Consider the following 15955-nt stretch of genomic DNA (forward strand, 5'->3'; position numbering starts at 1 on the left):
CAAAGGAAAGCGAACAATGGCAACCGTTATTGATGCACTCTTTTTTGAATTAGGAATTGCTGGCGATTTTAATCAACAAGCGGATGAAGCGTTATCTAAAATTGATGATTTGGAAAAAGGAATTTCCGATCTTGATGATAAGACTAAGAAAAAGTCTAAAACGGTTAAAGATGACAGTAAAGCGCTTGATGACAATAACAAGAACTTAGAGAAGCACGAAAAGCAATCTAAGAAGAATGTTAAGGTAGCTAAAGATTTACTTGATGTCATTGTCAATTTTACTAAGACATTAGGTGCATTAGGTACTGTCATTATGGCTGGTGTTGGTTTAAACAAGTTAGCGTTGGAGGCGGCAAATGCTAATCGAGAATTAGATAATACAGCAAAAAATATTGGCATTAGCACAAATGCTTTAGCAAATTGGGGTAGTGCTGCTGAAATGGCTGGTGGTTCTGCTGAGGGTATGACGGGTTATCTTGGCTCATTATCTTCAAGCATTACTAATATGGTCGTTATGGGAGATACCTCATTAGTACCATTTTTTAATGCTTTTGGTGTTGGTGTGCTTGATAGCGCTGGCAAAATGCGTAATTTAAACGATATTTTGTTAGATTTATCTGACAGTATGTCAAAAATGGATCGCACTCAAGCATACAGCATAGCTAAATCTATGGGTATGGATGATGGAACATTTAACTTACTCATACAAGGTAGACAAGCTGTAGAGGGTTATCTTAATAACGTAAGTAAACTCTACAAATCAAACGAGGAAGATATTAAAACCTCTCAAAAGCTCACAGCGGCAACAACTTACTTAAATCAACAATTTGAAAGCTTACAATTAATGATTGCTAATGCAGTTGCGCCGATGTTGTTAAAAATATCAGAAGTAGCTACAGGCTTTTTTGATTATTTACAACGCCATGAAGGACTTGTTAAAGGGGTATTTTTTGGTATTGCGACAGCGATTTCAGTTGCATTAATTCCTACTTTAATTTCTGCTACAACCGCTGTATTTAGCTTTATGGCACCGTTCTTACCTGTAATAGCAATAGTATTAGGTTTAGCAGCTGCATTTGGTTTGTTATATGAAGACTATGCAAAATGGGCAAAAGGCGGTGAAAGTTTATTTGATTGGGGTAAATTAATTCAATGGATTAATGGAGCTGACTTCTCAATTAAAAACTTATTAAAAGCTATTTTATTTTTTAATACAGGCTATACCGATCTTACTAGCATAATTGAAGATGGCAAGGCGTGGTTAGAGCTAAAAGGATTCATGAAAGATGGAAAAGTCAGTGTTGATTCGATCATAACAGGCTTTAGAAACCTTGCTAGCGACTTAATTAACGCAGTATTGCCAGCTTTAAGAAAAGTTGGAGATACCATTTCAAAATTGCTTGATGGTGATTTTGAAGGCGCGTGGGAAGGTGTTAAAGATTTGGGTAATGATGCGTGGGAAGCTGGTAAAGATTTAGCTAATGACGTTTGGACTGGAGCTAAGAAAAAGTTTACAGGATTTGCTGATGTATTTGGTGGATATGATCCAAATAAGAATGAAAACTCAATGACTCAGCTTGAAGAAAGCGGCAAGCTTTACAATAATGAAAAAGGGTTTAAAGGGTTTGGTGCTGAAGTTGATGGTTATATAAAAGAAGCTTCAGAAATGTTTGGTATGGATGAAAAAACTCTTAGAGGCTTTATTAAAATGGAGGATGGTTGGACTGGGAAAATGTCTCCTACAGGGGCTATTGGAACAGGACAATTCACAAAAGATACATGGAATGACTTAGCTAAAACAAAAGAAGGGCAAGCAATAGGAATGACTTTAATTGACAGTTCTAATTTTAGAAAAGATAGTGATCCTAGGTATAACAAACGTATTAATACGCTGGCAACTGCACTTTTAGCTAAAAAGAATGGAGAATATTTGCAAAAATATGGCATAGAAGCTACAGGAGAAAATTTATATATGGCCCACAATATCGGATTAGGTGCATTTACTCGCGCTATGAGAGGTAATGCAACTGAAGATGATATTAAAGCCATGCGATTAAATGGTATGACTAATGAAATGACGCCGCAAAGTTTTGTTAGATACCAAAAATCTAGATTTAATCGACACTACGCTCAAGCAAATAATCCTCAAAATAACGATAAAGAAGTATCTTATTCATCACAAACCAAACTTAATGAAAATCAGCCAATACTAGGGCAAAATATTGCTAATGCTTCAAGAAATGTAATGCCTATGTTGCAAAATGCACAAAATCTTGCCCAAAGTAGAAATATTAGCAATAATACTCAAGTGGTTTTTAATGGTGGAGTGCAAGTACAAACAAGCGCTTCAACAATGAGTGGTACAGCTACTGATTTCGCAAAAACATTGAGCGAAGATAGATCTTTCTTGTTAATGAGGAATAATTACGGAGTGAACTAATGTTAAAGAGATTAATTCCTTTATGTGTGGCAGTTTCATTTTCTAGTTTTGCAATATCAAGCGAGACGTGTTTATATGCTGGATTTAATGAGAAGTTAAATTCAGTAAAATGTGACATATCAACACCACAAGGCGTTGAACCAGATGGAATTAATCCTCTTTTTCTGAAAATGATTAAATTTGATGGGAAATTAAGATACTTTTACATTGAACAGCATAGCGAAAACGATAGTAGTGCTAATATTGGTTTCTTAAGTGACGATGCTTTTTCTTTAGCTAAAAGTGGAAGTTCATTTTTCTGGATTGATAAAAATAAGAATATTGTTAACAATTTAAGTAATAGTTCTTATGAATGTTTGCAAAACAATAAATCTAAAGAAATGCTTTGTATATCTAGTTGGTAATTAGATATGGGGTTTAAATTTAGAAAAAGAATAAAAGTAATGCCAGGTCTTACTATAAATTTAAGTAAGAGTGGTATAAGCACAACAGTTGGCACAAAAGGTCTATCTGTTAATTTAGGTAAAAAAGGAGCTTACTTAAATACAGGGATTCCTGGGACAGGAATTTATAACAGGGAAAAACTGGCGCCTAATAAATCAGATGATGATATTAAATATAAAAATAACACTAAAGAAAATAGAATGTCGAATAGATCTGTAGCTCTTGAAATCCAAAGATTAGCTTCATTAAGAGATAATGGAGTGATTACCGAAGATGAATTTCAACGAGAAAAAAATAAAGTTCTTAATTACGAACAAGAAAAAACAATAAATGAAGAACAAATTTTAAGCTCTTATATTAAAATGAGCAAGAAAAGAACAAAAGCTTCATTTATTGCTTTCTTTTTTGGATTTTTAGGTTTACATAAGTTCTATTTAGGTAGAACGTGGCAAGGTATAATTTATTTAATTCTATTCTTTACTGGATTAAGCTTTTTTCTATGGTTGATTGATATATTTATATTGGGATTTATGTCTGATGAAAGGTTTTTACTAAAATATAATAGGAATTTGTTACTGAATTTAGGTGTTGATATTGATTATATAGACAGAAATTCATCTTTTTATGATTTATTAGTAAGAAATGGCAGTAAATATAGATACAATGGTGGATTTATATCAACTATCCTTAAAATAGTTTTGTTAGTATTGTTATTCGTAATTGCTTTTGTATCTGTACAGTCTAATTCCGAACATAATAAGTCTTATTTGAGACAGATGTTTGGCGATAATAAAGTTGAGAAAGTTAAGTAGTTAAAAAGCCTGTTAAAAAACAGGCTTTATACTTATTGAGCATTTTTCAATAGCTCAATCGCTTGTTCTAATACTTTACCTTTAGAAATACCTAGTATTTCAGAAAGTTGATCAATGTCATCTGAAACAGATTTAGGAATCTTAAAGGATTTTGTCACTATACCTCGTTTAGCTTCGCTACGAGCGTTAATCTCTGTTCTTGACAATGCCATATAATTTACCTTATAGTACGTTTTGAAGAACTGGGGAGCTGCAACTCCCCAGATTATCACCTAGTAAGCTGGTAGACTTACTAACAACAAGGCGATAAGGATAATTAGCTTAAACATTTTCTTATCCTCTTCAACCGTAAGGATTAAGCCTTACACTCACTTTCAAGCTGTCCCTTGAAAGTGAGATTATTATATTGTATGTTTACATACAAATCAAGTGATTTTTTTGATAAAGCCTGTTTTTTTAACAGGCTTTATTTTTATCTAGTAGTAATACCTCATTAATTCAATTCTAGACTGCTATCCTTTATCTCAACACTCTATTTATATTCACAATTTAATTTCTTTGGAGCAAAAATGTGGAACTCAATCGGTATTCCTAGCGTGCCAGGATTGCCAAAAAATATTGGTGATGCCGCAATTAAATTTGGTGGAGCATTATTAATTAATGCGCTATTTGATAATTATTGGGGCATTTTCGATCAAAATGGCATTCCGCTGTTATTGGCTGATAATGTCAAATCCGTAAGGTTTAAAAACTCCTCAAAAGTAGCTGAAGCACCTTTAGAAATGGGGTCATTCACTAATTACAACAAAGTTAACGATCCGTTTACTGTTGATGTGATGATGACAAAAGGCAGTGGTGGAGTAGTTGAGAGAAGTGCATTTTTAGCTTTGTTAGATGTATTTGCTAATAGTACCGATCTGTTTATGGTGATTACGCCAGAATCTATTTATCCAAATTGTAATATTATTGGCTATGACTACGCGCGAGAACATAACGATGGTGCTAGATTATTGAAAGTAAATATCCATTTAAAAGAGATTAGAGAAGTACAAGCCGAATATACGGAAACTAAATCTGATACCTCTAGCGCTACACAAAAGCAAGGTAAAGTGTCACCGATAGAGCAAGGTGGCTCTTCTAGCAACAAATCTGTTTTGAAAGAATTATCCGAATTTTTTGGTAAGAAACCATGAGTATTTATCAGATTCCATTAGCCAGCACACCTAATCAAGAACTTACAGTTAATGTTGGTGGGCAGAATATCGGCATTACACTAAATACACGCTTGAATAACGAGCTTTACATCTCAGTTACAGCTGATGATAAGCAAATTATTAATAATCGTATTTGTCGCAACAAAACAAAGCTAATTAATGCGGAATATCAAGACATTAACGGAGAATTAGTCTTTTTAGACTCGCAAGGTAATTCAGATCCAAATTGGAAAGAATTAAATTCTCGCTATTTATTATATTGGGTTGATAAAGATGAGTTTTAATAAAAAGCGTTTAAAAGTCACTCTCTATCTTGGTGAAAAAGGAAAATCATTTGATGACAACGGTAAAAATACAGTTGTTTTAGAGAATTTTCGTGTTTCTGCAATGGTGCAAAGTGGCAACGGTTCTGGTGCTTCTCCAACCGCTAAAATAATGATATGGGGGTTGGGTAAAAACATCATTAATCAAGTCACAAAAATACACTGGAACACAGAACAATCACAGCTTAACAGCATTAAATTAGAAGCGGATAATGGTGATGGTGTTTATCATGTAGTGTATCAAGGAACGATTTCTTTTGCTTATCCCAACTTTGGATCTGCTCCTGAACACATCTTAACTATTGATTCCGTTACAGCCTTAAATCATCAAGTTTTGCCTACTCAACCAACAAGTCATAACGGTTCTGCTGATGTTGCGGATATGATTAAAACGCTATGTGACAGTATGGGAATGAAATTTGAGAACAATGGTGTAAATATTAAGCTATCAAATCCTTATCTACCACAAACCGCATTAGAGAAAGTAAGACAAATTTGCGAAAGTGCTAACATCAGTATGTATCTTGATAAAGATACCATTGCTATTGCACTTAAAGATCAACCACGCAAGACTAAAATTGCCGTTTTATCACCAAATACAGGGCTTATCGGTTATCCAGTGCCTAATCTACAGGGCATAACATTAAAAGCGCTATACGATCAAAGTGTTATCTTTGGTGGTTTAATAGAAATTAAGGATAGTCAAATTGAAATGGCCAATGGGCAGTGGAGAGTGTTTGGTATTACTTATTATTTAGAAAGTGAATTACCAAGTGGACGGTGGGAAATGGAAATACAAGCCGCTAGTCCGACAGGAGGTGCGAGAATTGCAAAATAATAATTTCGCTCTTATGAATATAGAGCAACTATTCAATAAAGATTACAACTTCATCATATCCAGCCTAATAAACCGCATTCAAACCGTCACATTAGTTCAAGTTAAAGCCGTTAATGTAACAGGAGTTAATCCTGTTGGTACAGTTGATGTGCAACCAATGGTAGCGCAGCTTGATGGGCAAGGTGGTATACATCCGCATGGAATTATTTTTAATATTCCTTACTTTAGGTTACAGGGTGGTTCTAACGCCGTTATTATCGATCCTAAAGTTGGCGATATTGGAATGTGCGGTTTTTGTAGCAGGGATATATCTTCAATTAAAAATACGAAAAAACCAAGTTCACCTCAAAGCCGTCGGAAGTTTGATTATGCTGACGGCTTATTTTTTGGTGGGTTTTTAAATGGTACGCCAAGTCAGTATATCTTTTTCAAAGAAAGCGGAATTGATGTTATTTCTCCAGGCGAAGTGAAAATTAAGGCTTCTAAAATCACGTTAGATGCGCCTGTTAAAACAACATCTACTATTGATTCTGATGGTGATATGACTGCTGGCAGCATATCAGTACAAAACCACATACATCCAGGTGATAGTGGTGGAACAACAGGAAAACCTCAGTAGGTGGCTAATGGAAACGTTATTTTTACATCCAAATACATGGGATTTGGCGTTAGATGATGGTGGAAATATTGCTTTAGCTAAAGATCCATACTCAAAAGCTCAAGATGTTGCTAGTGCGATAAAGCTATTTAAAGGTGAGTTGTACTACAACACGAAAAAAGGAATACCGTACTTTGAAGAAACGCTAGGTCAGAAACAATCTTATGCGTTGTATAAATATCGCTTAGAAAAGGCAGCTTTAACAGTTCCTGATGTCGTTAGTGCAAGAGCAAATATTACAGGGAAAGCTGGACGCGTATTAAGCGGACAAGTGTTTTTTACTGATGAAAAAGGTAAGGAGTTGAGTGTACAGCTATGAGTTTACCAGATATTCAATTTACGCCAGAAGGCGTCATTTTGCCAACAGAAGAAGATATTTTAAACGGATTGTTTGATATTTTTGATACTGCGTTTAGTAGCAAGTTAAACAGAAACTTAGAAACACCACAAGGCCAACTTATCACATCACTTACCGCAATCATTGCTGATAAAAATAATCAAATTGCCTGGCTAGCTAATAATCTCGATCCGACATTTAGTGACGGTCGAATGCAAGATGCAATTGGTAATATTTATTTTTTATCACGCAAAGGACAAATAAATTCAACTGTAGTTTGTGAGTTTACTGGTATGGCTGGAACAGTAATACCGAAAGGCTTTGAGCTTGTTGATAACAATGGAAATTCTTGGTTTTTGAATAAAGAAATATCTATATTATCTAGCGGCACAGTGACAGGAGAACTGACGGCAGCTGGTGTATATAGTGCAGAAAAAAACACGATTACTACAATTAAGAGTGCTATTGTTGGCTTAGATAGAGTAACTAATCAAGAAGCGGCTATTATCGGTATTGAAAAAGAAAATCGAGCTGATTTCGGCACTAGAATCAAAAATAGTGTGGCGAAAAACTCGCAGGGTATGTTGGGTTCTATTTATTCTAACGTATCTGATTTAACAGGCGTTTTAGATTGTTACGTTGTTGATAATGTCAAAGATACACCGATTACTGTTGGCGTAACAAATTACACGCTTACACCGCATAGTGTTTATGTTGCTGTTGTTGGTGGTGATGAAGCAGAGATCGCAAAAAATATTTGGATCTACACAGGGAATGGTTGCGATTATAACGGTAATACAACAGTCAATGTTACAGATGATAACTACCAAACACCAAAACCGACATATGAAGTTAAGTTTATGCGCCCAAATCCAACACCAATCTATTTTAGAGTCAAAGTAAGACAAGGTGCGCAATTAAATTATGAAAGTGCGGTAAAAGAAGCGATTATTAATGCATTTAGTAGAGAAACACTCAATAAAATAGGTAGTCAGTTGTATGCAATGACTTATGCAAGTGACATCATCACTGCACTATCAGGAAGTAAGCTACTTGATATTGATGTGTCTTTATCAAGAGATAATTATGCTGATTATGTTGAGTTAGGAATAGATCAATATCCTATTGTGTCATCAGATAGCATTGAGGTGATATTAGTATGATTGATGTCGATAAAACAATAATCAGCCAATACGCCAATAGCCCAATTATCTGCAATTTCATTGAAAGCCTTAATACTTGTATCGATCCAAGTAAGAATATTGATGATTTTTACAATTTGATCTGGAATCTAAACACAGCAAAAGGAATTGGACTAGATATTTGGGGGAATATCGTAGGAATAAACCGCTACATTTTAATTAATGAAAAAAATCAGTTTCTAGGCTCATCTTTGTCAGATAAAGATTTAGAAGATTTTAAGCTAAACACTAATTATCGAATGAATGATGAAATGTTTAGAAGCATGATTTTCATGAAAGCGTACAGCAATATCATCTACTGTACTGCACATCATATTAATCAATTACTCTCAAACTTATTCAAAAAACGTGGACGAGCTTACTTTGTAAAAAATGGAACAATGAAAGCGAGATACGTTTTTGAATTTAATCTCTTACCAGTTGAAAAGGCAGTATTAATCAGTACTGATCTATTGCCGCGGCCAACTGGCGTCCTCATAGATTATTACGAACCAGACATCACAAAAACGTTCGGTTTCATAGAAGCAGGATTAGCGCCATTCGGAGAGGGTGCTTTCTATATCGGCGACGCCTAATTACTAAATCAATTCAATTTTACACATAACCCACAGCAGCAATGTTGTGGGTTTTTTGTTTTCTGAAAACAGGGAAATGTCATGAATACACCAAAACTCATTTCAAAGACGTGGGCTGAAAACGGCTTAAAAAATAGCATTCCTAACGATAGAGAAGTCGGATTTTCTGATGAAAGGGCGACTTATGAAGAAGGATTTCCATCTATCACAATGACACCTATTGCGCAGGGTGGTAAAGCGCCATCAGGTAAAGATATGAACGGTATTTTGCATGAAATTACAGCTCATATCGTTTTCCAAAATAAAGGTGGAACGTATCAATTCAATCAAGATTTTGCTAATGAAATTGGTGGGTATGAAAGAGGATCTATATTAATCAGTGATGATTACACAACAGTATTTGTAAGCTTAGTTGATAACAATACATTAAATTTTAACACAGCCGAAGATTATTCTAGATATTGGTCTGTTATTGCCACAACTGGTGTCGCACCGAAAGATCTAGATGAAACAAGCGAAAGTATAACAGATAAAGCAGGTCACTCTCACAAATTACCGATTGCGACATTATTCGCCAAAGGTATTACAAGTCTATATTCAGGCTATGATTTAGCTAGAGAGGATTTAGCTGCAACACCAAAAGCTATAAATACACTAAAAGCCTTTATAGATGCACTCGCATCTAATCAACAAAACTACATTCTTAACAGCAAAAAATCTAACTCTTTAACATCACCAAGCGCTGACAATGTTGCTACTAGCTATGCAGTTAATCAAATTTATTCTGCTGTTGTTGCATTATTCAATGGCGATAGATCAGGATTTCAGAGTATTGTTAATTCGTGGGGTGTTTCAGGTATTACGCCACTCGGTGTTTCATACGATTTTACAAATCCTAATGCATGGTGGATTAAGTTTGGCCCACTCTATGGAAATCTAATTATCCAAGGGGGAACGTGTAGTGAATCTGGTAATACCGGTGTTTACTATTTATACAATCCAATTAGATTTACGACAAAATTGTTACACGGAGTTGCGTTTGAAGATAATCCGTCGGGATGGCATAACAATAACTTTGTGACAGTTAAATCAGTAAATAAATTTAATAGCACATTAACAAAAACAAACGTGCTTGCTATGTCAATAAATTCGACATCTGTATATATTGGCAATTCGGCGACATACGCAATAATTTTCGGCATCTAATTAGATGCCGAATAATATAACCGCGGTCGAAGATGAATTATCATATACAACTGTTGTAGAGCTATTCCTGATGCTTTTTGCATACACAACCGTTTTCGAAAGTGATGAGTTTTGCGGATTTACTGCTTTCACCGTTGCAAATTGATATTTTCGCCAACCCTCTGGCACTGATTCAAATGCAATTCCATGTAACAGCCTTAATTTAAAGCTAATCGGATTATCAAAGTAAAGTATGCCATCATCCGCATAGTAATAGCACTCTCCCCCTTGGTTAGGCTCCAATTATGGCGTACCAATAATTTGTTCCTGCGCTATCATTCGTTTTTCTCGCTTGAAATTTTGATGTATCGCTAAGTACGCTATCAACAACACCCCATTCTTGCGACGTAGCAGCGCCGATTATTACGCACAATCTTTTTGACATAGCAATAGGGTAATTATACCAACGCACAGTTCCCGTAACATTAATAAGTCCCCCTTGGGCATAAAAAAATTAGTGAAATTTAAACTATAAAAATACAGAAATATCGTTCACAAACCACAATTTAATAATCAAACAATAGACACGCTAAAAGCTTGCTGCAACTGCATTTAAACGTGTTTTTAATTTTTGAAAAGTGTGCTTTCAATATACTATTTTAATAAATTTATAGTTTTCTTTAATTGTTTCAATGACTTATGAGTATAAACCAAATCTCCAACATTATTTGAGGAATGTCCTAAGATTCTGTCTCTAGCAACTTTGTTCGCACCAGCATTATCAAGCAATGTCGCCACTGTGTGCCTACAATCGTGAGGGTTATGTTTTGCATTTATTTTTTTCATCACTTTGTCAAACATAGTCGCTGCTTTGGCGTAAGTAAGCATATTGCCATGTTTATCACTAAATAAATACCTTCCAGGGAGTTTCATCTGTTCTTGTACGAGTGGAAAAATACGATCGTGAATTGGCACAATACGAATACCAGCTCTGGTTTTACTTGTTGTGATATCAAAATACTTACTTCTCAATTTAACTTCTGTTTTTTTCATTTGTAACAACTCACCGATTCGCATTCCTGTGTACAGTAAAATTAGCACTAGCACTTGTTCAGATAAGCCACAGTTCCATACTTTGTTAATCTGATTTTGAGTAAATGGTTTATGAGGGTTTCGAGGAATATTCTTACCGAGTTCAAGATATTGTCCGTAAGATTTATCAATATATTCATTGATAATGGCATAAGCGTAAAGTTGATTTATTAACGAGCGTACTTTCTTCTTGCTTGCATAACTTAGTGGTTTTCCACTCTTTTTATCAATCATATTATCAATAACATCTTGTAAGTGACGAAACTTAATCTTATCTAGGGGTTTACTAGCTATTTCTTTGAGATGATTGAAGCTGTTTTTATAACTTTCAGATGTCGATTTTGACACCTGCCTTGAGTGAATTGGATACCACTGTTGATAGACTTTGGCGAGTGTAATTGTTGGGGTCGGTGTATCTTGTTGTTCATTAAATTTAGCTAGCGCTTCTAATGCTTCTGCCCTCGTTTCATAATACCCAACTGTATAATATTTTTGCTTACCATTAACATTACTTATTGTTTTTCTTGCACAATACGGTCTTCTTCGGTTTCCGTATAATTTAAAAACACAATCATATCCATTCGGTAATCTCATATCTTATCCTTTTTTAGTTAAATAAATTTATCATAGGAGATAAATAAATGAGCGCAATTAAATATTTAATTATTATTAACAAACTTACAGGTAAAAGAGAAACATCATTACCTTTAGCTCCGCCAGTATCATCAATGAATAAACTCTATCAACAAGCTAAGGAACTTTATCCTGATGAAAACAAATATTTATATTTAGAAGATGATGATGGAAAAATTCAAGCTAAATTAACTAATCAAGATACATATTGGTTTAATGGTAAAGTCGAAACTAGACCATCATCATTATATGATTGGGACGGTGTAAAATGGGTATTAAATGAGGAACGTCAAGCGGAATTGGCTAATGCAAGGCGACAACAGTTTATTGATAATATTGACAACACAGCATCATCGTTAATTACTAAGTGGACGAGATTCGAGTCTGAATATAAAGAACGTGAAAAAGCTGCATTAGATTATCAATCGAGAGATTATCAAGGTGACGCAAGTATTTATATAACAAGTTTTGCTGATGCAGCAAATATTGATAATAAGTCGGCAGCATTACTTATTTTGCAACAAGCAACGCAATTAATAGATACATTAGCGAAAATGTCAGCACTGCGTATGCGTAAGTATGAGCTTAAACAAGACAATCTCACGCTTGAGCAAATGCAAGCAATACACGATGACGTTGTCTCAAAAATGCAGGCGCTTGCGGAGACGCAAAAATGAAAGTTGATACAAAAGACTTAACTATCTATCGAGGTGATGACACTGTCTTCACAGTGCTTATTGATGCGTTGCCTGATTTTAGCTTGCGTGATGCAGAGCTAAAAATGACGCTAAAAAGCACGCTCAATATTGAGCAAATCACGTTATCAACAACAGATAATAGCATTAATGTGTTGAGCGATAACGTATTGCAGTTAATTTTCAGTCATCAATTAACTAAAAATGTCAAATCAACGACATGGCACTATGACTTACAAATGACGAAAAATGATATCGTGCGAACATTGGTGCGAGGGAAAGTCATCATAGAGCCAGATGTAACGGAGTAGTGAGAATGGATTTAGTGACACAAAAAGAGATTAAAGTAACTATTTTGCCCGGTGAGGTTTTTAAAGGCGAGAAAGGCGATACCGGCGAGAAGGGTGAGAAAGGCGACACCGGTGCACAAGGGCCACAAGGCGAACGTGGCGAGAAAGGCGACCCTGGTGAGAAGGGTGATACAGGCGAAATACCGGTAGAGACGCTAAACGAAATTAACAAACGTATCACAGCGCTTGAGCAAGAAGTGAAGGGTGCAAGCGCGATAGCTGAAGGAATTTTGAATGAGTCTTAAACAAAATCTTGAAAGAATTAAGTTAACAAAAGATGAGTTACGTCAAGCATTAATATCAAAAAATATTGATATGACCGGCGTCACTTTTGAGCAGTACCCGAATAAGATACAAGCGCTCAACACAAGCAATATCACTAACGTCATCATAGACCCGGATTCCGATATCCCAATCAACGAACAAATGTTAGCGCTGAATGCGGAGTATGAAAAACTACCTGTTAACACCAAAACGTTCGTAGTGCGACTCGTGCCAACAAAACCTGAAACTGTATCGTCAGTTTTTGATGTTGTTTTACCACAATCTAAAAAGAAAGTAGTGATTAACTTTGTTGCAGATAGTGATGAGGTTAGTTTTCAATCTAATTCATTAGATGTAACTTTTGATGCTCAGCGTCCATTGCGACCGTCGAATGTGATTTTTACATCAACGGTTAACGGTGGAATAAAAGGTCTTTTAAATGGCTGTGTTTGCGATAAGTTAACCATTTCACTATCTGGTTACGATACAAACTGCGATGCAATATTAAAAAATACTAGCATTAAGACATTTGAAGGGTGGGGCTGCTATATTGACGTACTTTTGGCATTCACGTCTTCAGCTGTATCCGCATTTGAAAATACTAACGCAAGAGCAATCAAAAATGTCTACTTCGAATTCACGCAAGATTTCGATGCAACAAAAATGTTCTTTAATTGCAAAGCATTAGACTATTTTTCTAACTGTAGAATTAGTGATGTAAATAACGCAAGTTATATGTTTGCGGGATGTACATCACTAAAAGATATAAGTCTTGATAGTAATATAAATTTTGGGTCTCAGTGTAAGAACTTTTCGCATACGTTTGATTGTTGTACATCTCTCATAAGAGTCAGGGTTGATGCATCATCTGCAACTAGCTTTGACAATATGTTTAATGGATGCAGCAAACTTGAAGTAGTTGAACTTAAAGGTGCAAGGGTATCGTTTAGCGTAGCTAACACAAGCATGAGTAGTGACGATTTAAACAAGATGTTTAGCACATTAGCCACCGTTACAGATTATCCGACCATCACGATTACAAACACACCCGGTGCCGAAGCGTGCGATAAATCAATCGCAATTAACAAAGGTTGGCGTATTATTAATTAAATGGAGAGTACAATGTATATTTACGCATTAAAACAATCAATTGCTCAATCTACACCGCTCGTCTATCTAGCTGAGCGTCCCTCTGATATGACAGATTACATCACATTCGCTATTAACGATATTGCCGAGCTTGATGGCAAAACGTTGGTTGAGTTAAAAGATGGTGAATTTAAATTGGTGAATCGTCCGAAAGAGGGCTTTATTTTTGATAAGAATAAAGGCTGGGTGATGAGCGAAGAAGCAAAAGAGTTGACACTTGCAGCGTGTCGAGCAAAAGCAGTATCGCTTATCAATGATGAGGCAGCAAAAGTCTATCAATCAAAAGATAGATTTGCGCAAGAGTATTTGTTACGAGAAGCGGAGGCTATCGCATACAAAGAAGCTGGTTACACGGGCGACGTCCCTCGTCAAGTGGCTGCATTTGCTACACCGGCAGGCATTGACGCAAAAACAGCAACAGATTTGATTATTAAACAAGCTAGTGCAATGCGAGAAGCGGTCAACAGAATTGGTGAATTGAGAATGCGCGCATACGAACTACAGTCGCTTACAACAGAATTTGATGTTAATGAGCGTGCAGCGCAAATCGTGCTTGAAATCAGAAAAGTTGGTGAGGTGCTGTAATGTCGGAAGTGTATTTAGCGCTCTACAAAGGCAAACGTGATGGGCATAGTTTGTATAGCTATTGGTGCAGACTCGGCGATTGGTTAATTCGTAAATTCACTCGTGGTATTTATTCTCATTGTGAGTTAGCAGTTAAAAAAGAGACTAATTTTACTGATAGATATGATTGTGACACTTACTATGAGTGTTATTCATCATCTGTTAGAGATGGTGGTGTACGCTGCAAGATTATTGATGTTACCAACGGTAAATGGGATTTAATTAAGCTAGATAATATCACAGCAGCACAAATTGAATATTATTACCGCTTAACTAAAGGACGAAAATATGACTGGTTGGGCGCTATTGGCATCATCTTAGGCATTAAAGATAGACGAGATAAATTCTTTTGCTCAGAGTGGTGTGCTAATGCAATCACTCTCAAAACAGATGGTTGGCGATTTAGCCCGAATGACTTGGCAGTTATAGCAAGGAGGTTTTTAAATGTATAAAGGGGGGGGGGTAAAAAACATGTTATTAAAAACGGCAGGACAGATTTATCAGCACTAAATCTGTCCCCGATTAACGCAGAGAGAGCCTGCATAACCGGTGCCGTCTACCTAGCCAGGCAGGCGGATTATAGCAAAAATCTGTCTAGGGATCGTGTTATGCAAAATAAAATGAAAGATTTGAGGTGTGTTTGCTGCAAAAAGCTACTAGCTAGAGCAATAAATGCACAACAATTAGAAATTAAATGTGTTCGTTGTAAAACATTAAATACATTTAAGTGCAATAACTAATTCAGTTAGAATTGATGATAGTTTGCTGTTGCAGCTCTTTTTCCTCATCATATTGTTTGGCAAATTTTAAGATAAGTTTTTTCATTGTTTAACCTCTTGTACTGTATAAATATACAGTAATTTTATAGAGGTTTTTTATACTGTCAATATGTACAGTGTTTTTTTGTGACTTCTGTATATTTTGCATAAATCTTATAGATTTCTTTATGCAAAATATAATGCTCTTTTATGCAAAAAACAGCGCCGTCTTACATAAGTTGCCTGTTTGGCAAAGAAATGTTGAACTGCCTATACGGCAGTAAGGAAGAAAAATAGACTAACTATTTTCAAAGCTGCCTATTCGGCAGTAAAAGTATTTCTTAAAAGAAATTTAGCATTTT

The 15955-nt window shown here is 35.5% G+C and carries 20 protein-coding genes; 18 read left to right on the forward strand and 2 right to left on the reverse strand.

Annotation, left to right across the window (positions count from 1 at the left end; translation table 11 throughout):
• Positions 1–16 precede the first annotated feature (16 nt).
• From NYR30_RS04405 to NYR30_RS04415, 3 genes are read left to right on the forward strand one after another with little or no spacing between them, the layout of a single operon-like run.
• Entirely contained in the window at positions 17–2440 is a 2424-nt protein-coding gene (locus NYR30_RS04405; protein WP_302502078.1) for a phage tail tape measure protein, read from the forward strand.
• Positions 2440–2844: a hypothetical protein gene (locus tag NYR30_RS04410; RefSeq protein ID WP_066421742.1), complete on the forward strand. Its 405-nt coding sequence runs from the start codon at positions 2440–2442 to the stop codon at positions 2842–2844. The genes NYR30_RS04405 and NYR30_RS04410 overlap by 1 nt, the downstream gene beginning before the upstream one ends.
• 6 nt (positions 2845–2850) lie before the next feature.
• Positions 2851–3696: a DUF4236 domain-containing protein gene (locus NYR30_RS04415; protein WP_302502080.1), complete on the forward strand. Its 846-nt coding sequence runs from the start codon at positions 2851–2853 to the stop codon at positions 3694–3696.
• 32 nt (positions 3697–3728) lie between these two features.
• Here NYR30_RS04415 and NYR30_RS04420 read toward each other — a convergent pair whose 3' ends face one another.
• A complete protein-coding gene (locus tag NYR30_RS04420; RefSeq protein WP_066421746.1) occupies positions 3729–3908 on the reverse strand; it encodes a ribbon-helix-helix protein, CopG family in 180 nt (59 codons plus the stop codon).
• A gap of 357 nt (positions 3909–4265) precedes the next feature.
• On the opposite strand from NYR30_RS04420, the gene NYR30_RS04425 reads away from it, so the two are divergent.
• The 8 genes from NYR30_RS04425 to NYR30_RS04460 all read left to right on the forward strand — a co-directional run bounded on the left by NYR30_RS04425 (position 4266) and on the right by NYR30_RS04460 (position 10049).
• Positions 4266–4889 carry a phage baseplate protein gene (locus NYR30_RS04425; RefSeq protein WP_066421748.1) on the forward strand — a complete coding sequence of 208 codons (624 nt, stop codon included), beginning with the start codon at positions 4266–4268 and terminating at the stop codon, positions 4887–4889.
• Positions 4886–5194 carry a phage baseplate plug family protein gene (locus NYR30_RS04430; RefSeq protein ID WP_066421751.1) on the forward strand — a complete coding sequence of 103 codons (309 nt, stop codon included), beginning with the start codon at positions 4886–4888 and terminating at the stop codon, positions 5192–5194. The genes NYR30_RS04425 and NYR30_RS04430 overlap by 4 nt, the downstream gene beginning before the upstream one ends.
• Complete coding sequence (locus NYR30_RS04435) at positions 5184–6071, forward strand: baseplate hub protein (RefSeq protein ID WP_302502082.1); 888 nt, start codon at positions 5184–5186, stop codon at positions 6069–6071. Before NYR30_RS04430 ends, NYR30_RS04435 begins: the two co-directional genes overlap by 11 nt.
• On the forward strand, positions 6052–6690 hold the full coding sequence (locus NYR30_RS04440; protein WP_231923836.1) for a Gp138 family membrane-puncturing spike protein: 639 nt from the start codon (positions 6052–6054) through the stop codon (positions 6688–6690). The genes NYR30_RS04435 and NYR30_RS04440 overlap by 20 nt, the downstream gene beginning before the upstream one ends.
• A gap of 7 nt (positions 6691–6697) precedes the next feature.
• Positions 6698–7048, forward strand: coding sequence for a contractile injection system sheath initiator (locus NYR30_RS04445; protein WP_066421757.1), 351 nt, complete (start codon positions 6698–6700; stop codon positions 7046–7048).
• The gene (locus tag NYR30_RS04450) at positions 7045–8229 is read left to right on the forward strand and encodes a baseplate J/gp47 family protein (protein ID WP_066421759.1); all 1185 of its coding nucleotides are present in this window, start codon (positions 7045–7047) and stop codon (positions 8227–8229) included. Before NYR30_RS04445 ends, NYR30_RS04450 begins: the two co-directional genes overlap by 4 nt.
• On the forward strand, positions 8226–8843 hold the full coding sequence (locus NYR30_RS04455; protein ID WP_066421761.1) for a baseplate wedge 1 family protein: 618 nt from the start codon (positions 8226–8228) through the stop codon (positions 8841–8843). The genes NYR30_RS04450 and NYR30_RS04455 overlap by 4 nt, the downstream gene beginning before the upstream one ends.
• An 81-nt stretch (positions 8844–8924) precedes the next feature.
• On the forward strand, positions 8925–10049 hold the full coding sequence (locus NYR30_RS04460; protein ID WP_302502083.1) for a tail fiber protein: 1125 nt from the start codon (positions 8925–8927) through the stop codon (positions 10047–10049).
• Between the two features lie 633 nt (positions 10050–10682).
• Here the strand turns inward: NYR30_RS04460 and NYR30_RS04465 are convergent.
• On the reverse strand, positions 10683–11714 hold the full coding sequence (locus NYR30_RS04465; protein WP_302502085.1) for a tyrosine-type recombinase/integrase: 1032 nt from the start codon (positions 11712–11714) through the stop codon (positions 10683–10685).
• 47 nt (positions 11715–11761) lie between these two features.
• On the opposite strand from NYR30_RS04465, the gene NYR30_RS04470 reads away from it, so the two are divergent.
• The 7 genes from NYR30_RS04470 to NYR30_RS04500 all read left to right on the forward strand — a co-directional run bounded on the left by NYR30_RS04470 (position 11762) and on the right by NYR30_RS04500 (position 15575).
• Complete coding sequence (locus NYR30_RS04470; RefSeq protein ID WP_302502086.1) at positions 11762–12430, forward strand: hypothetical protein; 669 nt, start codon at positions 11762–11764, stop codon at positions 12428–12430.
• Entirely contained in the window at positions 12427–12759 is a 333-nt protein-coding gene (locus tag NYR30_RS04475) for a hypothetical protein (RefSeq protein WP_302502087.1), read from the forward strand. The genes NYR30_RS04470 and NYR30_RS04475 overlap by 4 nt, the downstream gene beginning before the upstream one ends.
• Before the next feature lie 5 nt (positions 12760–12764).
• Complete coding sequence (locus NYR30_RS04480; RefSeq protein ID WP_302502088.1) at positions 12765–13043, forward strand: hypothetical protein; 279 nt, start codon at positions 12765–12767, stop codon at positions 13041–13043.
• Positions 13033–14172 (forward strand): BspA family leucine-rich repeat surface protein, encoded by a 1140-nt coding sequence (locus NYR30_RS04485; protein WP_302502089.1) that lies wholly within the window; start codon positions 13033–13035, stop codon positions 14170–14172. The genes NYR30_RS04480 and NYR30_RS04485 overlap by 11 nt, the downstream gene beginning before the upstream one ends.
• A 12-nt stretch (positions 14173–14184) precedes the next feature.
• Positions 14185–14796 (forward strand): hypothetical protein, encoded by a 612-nt coding sequence (locus NYR30_RS04490; RefSeq protein ID WP_302500415.1) that lies wholly within the window; start codon positions 14185–14187, stop codon positions 14794–14796.
• Positions 14796–15287, forward strand: a complete 492-nt coding sequence (locus NYR30_RS04495; protein ID WP_302502091.1) for an enoyl-CoA hydratase — start codon at positions 14796–14798, stop codon at positions 15285–15287. The genes NYR30_RS04490 and NYR30_RS04495 overlap by 1 nt, the downstream gene beginning before the upstream one ends.
• A gap of 168 nt (positions 15288–15455) precedes the next feature.
• Positions 15456–15575 (forward strand): Com family DNA-binding transcriptional regulator, encoded by a 120-nt coding sequence (locus NYR30_RS04500; protein ID WP_302502445.1) that lies wholly within the window; start codon positions 15456–15458, stop codon positions 15573–15575.
• Positions 15576–15955: the final 380 nt, after the last annotated feature.

Source organism: Gallibacterium salpingitidis, from assembly GCF_030517105.1.
Classification (GTDB): Bacteria; Pseudomonadota; Gammaproteobacteria; order Enterobacterales; family Pasteurellaceae; genus Gallibacterium; species Gallibacterium salpingitidis.